Source organism: Lacicoccus alkaliphilus DSM 16010 (genome assembly GCF_900142805.1).
In the GTDB taxonomy this organism is placed as follows: domain Bacteria; phylum Bacillota; class Bacilli; order Staphylococcales; family Salinicoccaceae; genus Lacicoccus; species Lacicoccus alkaliphilus.
Window position 1 is genome coordinate 1 of the sequence record NZ_FRCF01000021.1, and the last position, 9320, is coordinate 9320.

Annotated in this window: 8 protein-coding genes; all 8 read left to right on the forward strand. The window is 44.4% G+C overall.

Translation table 11 applies throughout. The features are described from left to right. The first annotated feature begins 212 nt into the window (after positions 1-212). Positions 213-950, forward strand: a complete 738-nt coding sequence (locus BUA12_RS12690) for an SDR family NAD(P)-dependent oxidoreductase (RefSeq protein ID WP_072710984.1) — start codon at positions 213-215, stop codon at positions 948-950. A gap of 167 nt (positions 951-1117) precedes the next feature. Next, positions 1118-1924 carry a GNAT family N-acetyltransferase gene (locus tag BUA12_RS12695; protein ID WP_072710985.1) on the forward strand — a complete coding sequence of 269 codons (807 nt, stop codon included), beginning with the start codon at positions 1118-1120 and terminating at the stop codon, positions 1922-1924. 88 nt (positions 1925-2012) lie between these two features. Continuing rightward, a complete protein-coding gene (locus BUA12_RS12700) occupies positions 2013-2648 on the forward strand; it encodes a GntR family transcriptional regulator (protein WP_072710986.1) in 636 nt (211 codons plus the stop codon). A 42-nt stretch (positions 2649-2690) separates the two neighbouring features. After that, complete coding sequence (locus tag BUA12_RS12705) at positions 2691-4550, forward strand: V4R domain-containing protein (RefSeq protein ID WP_072710987.1); 1860 nt, start codon at positions 2691-2693, stop codon at positions 4548-4550. Between the two features lie 178 nt (positions 4551-4728). After that, positions 4729-5910 carry an acyl-CoA dehydrogenase family protein gene (locus BUA12_RS12710; RefSeq protein ID WP_072710988.1) on the forward strand — a complete coding sequence of 394 codons (1182 nt, stop codon included), beginning with the start codon at positions 4729-4731 and terminating at the stop codon, positions 5908-5910. Between the two features lie 24 nt (positions 5911-5934). Beyond that, complete coding sequence (gene hpaD, locus BUA12_RS12715) at positions 5935-6888, forward strand: 3,4-dihydroxyphenylacetate 2,3-dioxygenase (RefSeq protein WP_072710989.1); 954 nt, start codon at positions 5935-5937, stop codon at positions 6886-6888. Positions 6889-6922: 34 nt separating this feature from the next. Then, the gene (locus BUA12_RS12720; protein ID WP_072710990.1) at positions 6923-7774 is read left to right on the forward strand and encodes an alpha/beta fold hydrolase; all 852 of its coding nucleotides are present in this window, start codon (positions 6923-6925) and stop codon (positions 7772-7774) included. A 59-nt stretch (positions 7775-7833) separates the two neighbouring features. Further along, on the forward strand, positions 7834-9243 hold the full coding sequence (locus BUA12_RS12725) for a solute carrier family 23 protein (protein WP_072710991.1): 1410 nt from the start codon (positions 7834-7836) through the stop codon (positions 9241-9243). Positions 9244-9320: the final 77 nt, after the last annotated feature.

The following is a 9320-nucleotide window of genomic DNA, read 5'->3' on the forward strand; positions in this document are numbered from 1 at the left end:
ATATCAGTCGAACACATGCTGATGTGTGAGTATTAAAAACGTGAAGTTGGTTATAGAAGATTTTTGAGTTTTGGACTTAGTAGGGTATGAGGTTAAGTAAGAGTGCTTAATAGCCTATCAACACTGTGAACTTTACTGGCTAACGTTTTTCATAATGACGAATAGGGTACGATAAAATTATCAACATATATAGATAAAAGGAGGAATTCAAATTGAACCTTAAAGATAAAGTGGCAGTGATTACAGGTGGGGCTTCAGGTATAGGTTGGGCTACCGCCAAAGCATTCCTGGAAAAAGGCTCGAAAGTGGTCATCGGCGACTACAATGAAGAATCAGGAAAGACGGCGGAAAAGGATCTGAGTCAATACGGTGAAGTGGTTTTTGTGGCGACGGACGTGTCCAAGGAAGAGGATGTCAAAGACCTCATATCCACCGCCGTTGATAAATTCGGCAGATTGGATGTCATGTTCAACAACGCCGGTATCGGTGCTCAAGGTATGATGCATGAATTATCCTATGAGGATTATCAAAAAGTCATCGGCATCAATCAGGATGGTGTGTTCTTCGGGTCCAAGCATGCGATCCCTGAGATGAGGAAAGCAGGCGGCGGTGCGATCATCAATACGGCGTCAATCCTCGGCAGCGTCGGTGAACCGACCGCATTCGCCTACAATGCCTCCAAAGGTGCAGTGAATCTTATGACGAAATCAGTGGCACTGCAATATGCGGAGGACAACATCCGTGTGAGCGCTGTGGCACCGGGTTATGTGGAATCCGGCATGGTGAACAGGGAAGCGCTCGGGGATTATTACGACACTCTGGTCGACAAACATCCCATCGGCCGGCTGGGTGAATCAGAGGAGATTGCCCATGCAGTCGTCTTCCTGGCAGAAAACGAATTTACAACAGGTATCACTCTATTGGTGGACGGCGGGTACACCGCGCAATAATGATAAGTGGAAGACCACTCCGGGAATCGAAATTTTCCGGAGTGGTCTTATTTTCATTTCTGAGCAGGCATGTTTTACCATATTCATTAGTGATTGCGTTAATACATATGTCGTATTATAGTATACAAAAAAGTCCGGTTATATTTTCTCAGAAAGAAGTGGGTTGAATGGTAGTGATCAAAGAATTGAATACGATGGAAGAGCTGGCCATGGTACATGATATAGAACATCAGATATGGGAGCAGCATCCGGTGCCCTTACATCAGACTTTCACTGCTGTCAAAAACGGCGGTATCATGCTCGCAGCTTTTGAGGGTGGTGAAGTTGCCGGTTTCAGTTACGGATTTGCAGGATTCAGGGACGGAAAGGCTTATTTATGTTCACATATGCTCGGTATCAGGCCCGGCCTTCGTTCCCGTAAAATAGGTGAACAATTGAAATGGCAGCAGCGGGAAGTCGCAATGCGTAAAGGCTACGATCTCATAAGATGGACTTTCGATCCCCTGGAGACGAGAAATGCTTATTTAAACCTCACCAAATTGAATGCAACTTGTAATACATATGTTGAAAATTGCTATGGTGAAATGAAGGACGGCATCAATAAAGGCCTGCCTTCCGATCGCTTTGAAGTCTTTTGGCACCTGGACAGCCCTCATGTCACAAGGCGGAGATCAATGAATGTAGAGGGTGCAGTGGCTTTGAATACTGTTAAGGAAATCGGGAAAGGCTGCCTTGCATACTGTGGCAGGGAGGTTGTTGAACTGGAGGCCCCTGTTTATTCCCTCGCGGTGCCGAAGGAATTTCAGCAACTGAAAGCGGCAGATCCCGATCTGGCATTGGAGTGGCGCATGAAGACACGGGAGAGGTTCAAGGCACTGTTTGCTGCAGGTTATGCTGCTGTGCGAATAACCCCTTATGAGAAACATGCAGAATATATATTTATAAGGAAAGATGGCTTGAAACTTCAAGGATAAAGGGTGATATAAAATTGACAAAGCCACCGCTGTTTTCTAAAATTAAACTAATGATGTCAACATTTCAGAAAATTGGGAGGTGGTGGCCATGCAATATAATGCCGCCCAGATTGCGGATCATTTAAGAAAAGAAATCATCCTCGGGAAGTATGAGCGGGGGGACAGTCTCGGCGAGGTGACGCTTGCCAGACGATATGAGGTGAGCCGTGGGCCGATCAGGGACGCGCTGGCCATGTTGACCGCCGAAAGGATGGCGGAGAAGCGGACGAACGGCAGGACGGTCGCAATCGGTTATGATATCAAAGGGATCAAAGACCTCTATGATGCCCGCATACTGCTTGAGACGCATGCGATCAGCCGGATGGACGGCTCGCTTTTCGAAAAATACGGCAGCGGCCTGCATGACTACATACGCATGATGAAAAACGCGAATGATTATGAGGAACGGGATATAGAAACGGACCTGTCATTCCACTATCTCCTTGTGAAAATGTCGGGCAATGAAACTTTGATGCACCTTTGGAATACACAACGCAATGTCTTCCGGACACTGGTCGACATCACGAGTGAAGTGACGTTCAGCAGTCAGGATGAAATCATCGCCCAGCATACCAGGCTGGTGGAAGCTTTGGAAGACGGGGACCTCGTACAAGCATCGGAACTGCTCCGTAAACATCTGGAAGAGGCATGTGAACATTGCTGCAGGGGAAAGCGCCTCATCTAGTTAAAATAAGTTCAATGAAAGGAATTTCTGAGGGGGAAGACTATGAAGGTCACTGTAGGTGAGAACCGGGTCAAAACTATCAGGGCTGAGGACAGCGAGAAGCTTCTCCTGTCCAAATCATCCATGGGTATATTGCGTCAAAACATAGCCAGGCATATTGGTGATGATCGTCTCGACAGTTTTTTATTTCAATTTGGCTGGGACATGGGAATAAAAGATGCAGAGGAAATGCTTAAGATTAAAAAACCTCTTGAGCAATATGTGATTGATGGCCCTCAATTACATATCAGAAATGGTCATATAACCGGGATTGATCATGAGTGTGATATCGAGTATAACGAAGACGGCACTCTCAAAACACTTGTCGGTAGAGGGGAGTGGCATGGCTCCTATGAAGCCAAAGAACACCTGCTTATTTTTGGACGGTCGGAATCACCCGTATGTCATACTTTAACAGGTTATTCGAGTGGTCTAATGTCGACCATCTTCAAAAAACCGCTTGTAGCTAAAGAGATTACATGTGTTGCAAGTGGTGACCATGCATGCCAGTGGATGGTGAGGCCTAAAGAAGATTGGGGGGGAGAGGTTGACCATCTTCCCGTCGATCTTATGGACAGCACCCCAATCGTCAAAGAACTTGAAGTGACATATGATCAATTGCTGGATCAGACAACATTCATCACTTCCTTGTCTGACTTTCAAAAAGAATTAACAGAAGCGGTAGTGAACGGCAAAGACTTAAATGATATTCTTACAGTCGCTTATGAATTCACAAAAATGCCGTTCACTATTGATGACTTGGACTTCGGCAATATTGCTGCAGCTGGTTTTTCTTCAGAAGATCTTGAAATTTTAAAACAGGACAGCCTGAACAATATCCCGACATTCCTGGTTGAGGAAAAAGGGAAATATGTATTTCCATTCAAAAAGTACGTCCATGAGATGGAAAATTACCATCGAATTATTGTCCCGATTGTCGTTGAAAGGGAAATATTCGGCTATTGTTCCACCATTACAAGTGTGAGAACGGATTCAGATTACCACGAAGAACAATTATTTTTGGAACACCTCTCTAATTCAGTTGCTCTTGTCATGCAGAATGAAAAAGCGAAAGTTGAAACAATGGGGCGTATGAAAGGTCATTATTTAGAGCAGGTGATTAATAAAGAAAGTTCGAAGTCGGATCTGTTGCGGAGGGGCAGGTATATTGGTGCGGATTTTGATGAGCCTTATGTGATATTTGTGGTGGACGCAGGACGGCCATTTGAGTCAATTGAGGAAGAGTTTGCTTTCCAGGAAAAAGTACAGGAAGAAACATATGATTATTTCAAAAAATTGAACAGGACGGCTCTGACGGGGATCATCAATGATAAGATCACTACATTGGTACTTTCTCCTGATGAAATGATGCCGCTGATTAGAGATTATAAGAGGGTGATTCAGGATAAAATTTCCGCCGGGCATCTCTTTATAGGTGTGAGTAATATAAATACCGGTATCGAGCATACTTCGCGGGCCATGGAAGAAGCGGTCATCGCCAGACAGCTGGCAATCAGCAACGACTTGATCTTCTACAAGGATTTAGGCGTTGTCGGAGCGTTGATTAACTCAAATAATAAGGAAAGCATCGAGCTGATTGCAGATGAAGAATTAAAGGGTTTGCGTGATCACAATGGAGAGATGGATAAAGAGCTGTTGAGAACATTGTATTATTTCTTATCAAATGGAGGAAACTTGAAAAACACCTCCAGTGACCTCGCACTGTCCATGAGCGGTTTAAGACATCGGATTCAAAAAGTTGAAACTTTATTGGACAAAGATTTGAGGGATCCGGATGTAAGCAATCAGCTCCTGCTGATTATAAAGGCACTCATAGCAACGAAAGGAGTCGACTTATCTTAAGTGGGCTCTTTTTTTTTGCCTTATAATGATCGATAAATCACAATGTGACAAAATTTGTTCATTTTTCATAAAAAGAGTGACATCCCATGTCCTAGTTTTCTGAAAACTTCTGGTATAGAATAATCACCATAGTTGAAACCGTATACAAGACAGAAAATTCCTAAAAGGAGTGTTGAATATGACACAATCAATAAAAAATTACTCTACATTGACAGAGGAAGAACTTTTGGAAGGTGCTAAAAGAGTCGGAGAGCTTGCCGAAGAGAAGGCGCAGGAAGCCGAAGAAAATGCAAGCGTCTCCCCGGAAGTCGTTGAATTGATGAAAGAAGTCGGCATCACCAAAATGATGGTTCCTAAAAACCAGGGCGGACCGGGTGTAGAACTCAAAACGTTTGTGAAGGTGCTGCGGAAAGTTTCCAATTATAACTTATCTGCAGCATGGTTGTCTTTTTTATACCCGTTGCATAATATGCTGCCTGCTTATCTTCCACAGGAAGGCCAGGATGAGATTTACGGCCAAGGCGGTTTGATTGCAGACATTTTCGCAGCAGTCGGTGAAGGAGAGCGTGTCGAAGGTGGTTATCTGATCAGTGGTAAATGGAGCTTTGTCAGCGGTGTCAACCATGCGGACTGGGTAGGAGTTGGGTTGAAAGCCGAGAATGAGGATGGCGAAATGGAATTCATCCTGCCGATCGTGCCAAGAAAAGAGCTTCAGGTCATTGAAAATTGGGATACTTTTGGATTGAGAGGAAGTGGAAGTAACCAGGTTCTCCTTGAAAATGTTTTTGTCCCGGATGCCCGTATATTCAAAGTTGCTGAAGCTGAAGAAACGAGGAGGCCGCCAATCGAGAACTACGAAAAGGATTATCCTTTATACCATAAACCGTTGTTCCCGAGTTTCTACTTCGGTTTTCCAGTCATGGCGGTGGGGGCTGCGGAGAGAATGATTGCAGAGTTTAAAAAGCAGACTGAAAAAAGGTACCGTCTGATGGATGGGATATACGAAAGCGAATCACCAAGAAGTCAGCGTGTAATAGCGGAAATTTCCCAGGACTTCATGGCAGCTGAAGCAATGCTCGATAAGTACATCAACTTGTTGGAGGATTATGAGAAAGACGGATGTAAAACTGAAAATGGTGAGTTTTTTGCACTCAGAACCAAATTGATCAAGTTGTGTGTGGATATCGGGATGAGAATCATACTTACACTCGGGGGCGGTGCACTCTATAAAGGCGGACCGATCGAACTATTCTTCAGAGACCTTGTTTCCCTTGCCACACATAAAACTTCATTGAATGAAGATGCAGTAGCGGCATATGGTCAGGATCTGTTCGGCTTCGACAGCGGGGTCAGAGGTTAAAAAATTAAATAAAGGGTGAAAAATATGATTTTAAGACTTGGACAAATTGAATTATATGTTTCAGATTTAGATCAATCAGAAAAATTTTATGTAGACACTTTAGGATTCATCAAAGTCAACAGGACTGACAGCAGCCTGTATCTGAGAGCCACCGATGAATTTGACACTCATACGCTGGTATTGACCGAGAGTGAGGATATCTCACTGGCGAACTTCGGCTTGAGAGTATCAAGTGAAGACTACCTGGATGAACTGCAGGCGCTTCATAAGGAAATGGGGATCGAAACTGAGATGGTTGAAGGTGTACATCCCGGCCGCGGCAGAACTTTGCGTGTCGCTGAACCGAGTGGTCACCCTGTGGAGTTTTACCACTCCATGCAACAGATTGATGTCGGAGAAGGCCGGCCTGGTGTAGAGAAACTGCCAATGCGCAATACTCATATATTTAACGGCATCCCTCCTGTACGCATCGACCATATGAACCTGCGTGTGGAGAGTGTGGACGAAGCGTGGAAGTATTGGGAGAGAATCGGATTCAGCATCTCAGAATATGTTCAGGATGGCGATGAAAAGTTTGCTGCCTGGACACGGGCAAAAACTTCGACACATGATGTGGCACTTGTAAAACAGGAAGAAACAGCACTTCACCATATTGCCTACATCGTTGATGGTGTATCTGCAGTAGTAAGAACTGCCGATTTACTGGCTGATGCCGGTTACCGGGATTCTGTGGAATACGGCCCAGGGCGCCACGGAGTATCCAATGCTTTCTTTTTATATATTCGTGATCCGGATGGTCACAGAATCGAAATATATTCAGGAGACTACAACAGAGACCAGGATCTTCCGCCAATCGGCTGGACAAAAGAAGATTATGATGCAAAAGGCAGATTATGGTGGGGGCCGGCTGTACCTGATGCGTTCTTCGAAACAACTCCTGTCAATAAAGATTGGATAGGTTCTAAAGTTAAAAATTAAAAAAGAAAATTAATATTCATGGAGGAATTTATTTATGTCACTTTGGACGGAAGTACAAGATACAGAATTCAGACTCTTTTATTTAGATGCCAATGGTGTAAAAACCCGTGTTCTTGAAGCGGGCGAAGGCGAGCCCCTTATATTGCTTCATGGCACCGGCGGGCATATCGAAGCATATGGAAAAAATGTTAAAGGTTTGGCAGAACATTTTAAATTATATGTTGTAGACATGCTGGGTCATGGCTATACGGACAAACCGGACAAGCCATATGGCATCGACACATACAGTGATCATCTTCTGGACGTTATAAATGCTCTGGGCCATAAAAAAGTATTCTTATCGGGCGAGTCGCTCGGCGGATGGGTTTCGGCCTGGTTTGCTGCGGAGCACCCTGAATATGTCAAAGCGATGGTTTTGAACACACCAGGCAACGTTAACAGTGATCCTGAAGTGATGGAAAGATTAAAGGCCTCCACTTTAAAAGCCGTGCTTGAAGCCAACTATGAAAATGTTAAAACACGTTTGGAATGGCTCATGTATGATAAAAGCGTTGTGACAGATGAACTGATTCAGGTACGTTATGATATCTACACTCAGCCTTCCTATCAGGAGGCGGTGCATAATATTGTCTACCTGCAGGAACCGGAAGCGAGAAAGCAGTATATCTGGGATCCTTCCTGGTGCGGGAAAATACAGACACCTACACTGTTGGCATGGACCGACCATGATCCAACTTCTACTGTAGAACAGGCAGGGCCTATAAAAGACATGATACCTGGCGCTGAGTTGACAGTGATCAACGATGCGGGTCATTGGCCTCAGTGGGAGCAGGTGGAAGAATTCAACAGGGTGATTATTGATTTCCTGGAGCCATATAAAGATTAATGAAGCGGCCTGTATGATGAAAACATCATGCAGGCGGTGTCATCAAGGGGGAAATTAATATGAGCTTCTATAAAAGAAAAAATGGTGAAGAGCAGCCTTACTGGCCACTCGGATCAATGAAAATCAGATTACCATTTTTACATTATCGAATTGAAAAAGCGGAGTTTTTTCAAGGATTGGTATTATTTACGGCAGGTTTAAGCATGGTGGAAATCATGACCAGTTTTATGGGGATATCATTCAGTGCAGCTGTGACGATAACCGTCATCAACCAGTTGCTGATGTTGCTGCCATCTTCGATGGGTGTACCGTTCGTTTCAGGGTTCATCACAGCGTTGATTCCGCTTATAGTGGTTTTTCTGCAAGGGTATGAAACAGGAACGGAAGCCGTGCATGCCATAATCGCCGTACAGATCGTCCTCGCTTTAATATATTTCTTGTTTGCGTTCAGTGGAATAGGGGAGAAAGTGGTGGCAAAGCTGCCAAGCTCATTAAAAGCAGGGATACTTATAGGTGCAGGTATAGCTGCGATAATGACCGAGCTGGAACCAGGGGGGCGCATGTCTGTGACTCCAATCGCTATAACGGTTGGAGCTGTACTTTGCTTGTTCATAATGTTCTCGATGTCTTTTAAGAAAGTCAGTAAAAATCATAGTTGGGCAAAAAAAATTGCAAACTATGGGATTTTACCGGCAATACTGGTGGCGATCGTAGTGGGAGTGGCAGTCGGGGAGTACGAGTTGCCGACTATTGAATGGGGGTTGACTCCATTGGCTTTTCAGGAAGTCTGGGCCATAACCCCGTTCGTCATAGGATTGCCGAGTATTGAGATGTTTATCCAGGCGATACCGATAGCAATAATGGCGTATATCATTGCCTACGGTGACATAATCGTTGGTGACCAATTGATGAAACGTGCCAAAAAAGCCAGACCGGATGAAAAAATAACTTACAGTTTCAGTAATCTGCATAAGTTCACTGCCTTAAGGAATTTATTAAATGCATTTATCGCACCTCACCCCGGCATGTCAGGTCCGATATTTACAGCAGGAACCGCTTCAGTGGCAGAGCGTTATACTTACGGGAAAAAAGCGATGGATTCAATCTACTCCGGGGCCAATACCATGTTGATTGCTTTCACCGTAGGAATATTACTGCTCCCGATCGTATCATTTTTTGCACCGTTTCTACCGATCGCTTTATCGCTCACTCTGATTTTGACAGGTTATTTATGTATTACAATCGGCATGAAGCAGGTCAGTACTGAAAGCGAGATGGGTGTCGCGGGACTGATGGCCATCATTCTGGCCTTATATGGCGCGGCTCCTGCATTGATATCAGGGTTTGTTCTTTACTTCCTGATTGAAAAGACAAGCCTGCTTGGAGATAAAAAAGAGTCGAAAGAGGAAAGAGATGTTGAAAGCTCAACACAGCCAATTGTGACTAAAATTAGTGAGGAACCAAAATAGGGGGAAATTATAATGGAAGATCGTCAGTTCAGAAATGCAATGGGTAAATTCGCCACAGGCGTCAACGTGATCGCAAC

Coding starts and splice junctions, on each gene's coding strand:
- BUA12_RS12695 (WP_072710985.1), top strand. CDS start 1,118: ATGGTAGTGATCAAAGAATTGAATACGATGGAAGAGCTGGCCATGGTA.
- BUA12_RS12700 (WP_072710986.1), top strand. CDS start 2,013: ATGCAATATAATGCCGCCCAGATTGCGGATCATTTAAGAAAAGAAATC.
- BUA12_RS12705 (WP_072710987.1), top strand. CDS start 2,691: ATGAAGGTCACTGTAGGTGAGAACCGGGTCAAAACTATCAGGGCTGAG.
- BUA12_RS12710 (WP_072710988.1), top strand. CDS start 4,729: ATGACACAATCAATAAAAAATTACTCTACATTGACAGAGGAAGAACTT.
- hpaD (WP_072710989.1), top strand. CDS start 5,935: ATGATTTTAAGACTTGGACAAATTGAATTATATGTTTCAGATTTAGAT.
- BUA12_RS12720 (WP_072710990.1), top strand. CDS start 6,923: ATGTCACTTTGGACGGAAGTACAAGATACAGAATTCAGACTCTTTTAT.
- BUA12_RS12725 (WP_072710991.1), top strand. CDS start 7,834: ATGAGCTTCTATAAAAGAAAAAATGGTGAAGAGCAGCCTTACTGGCCA.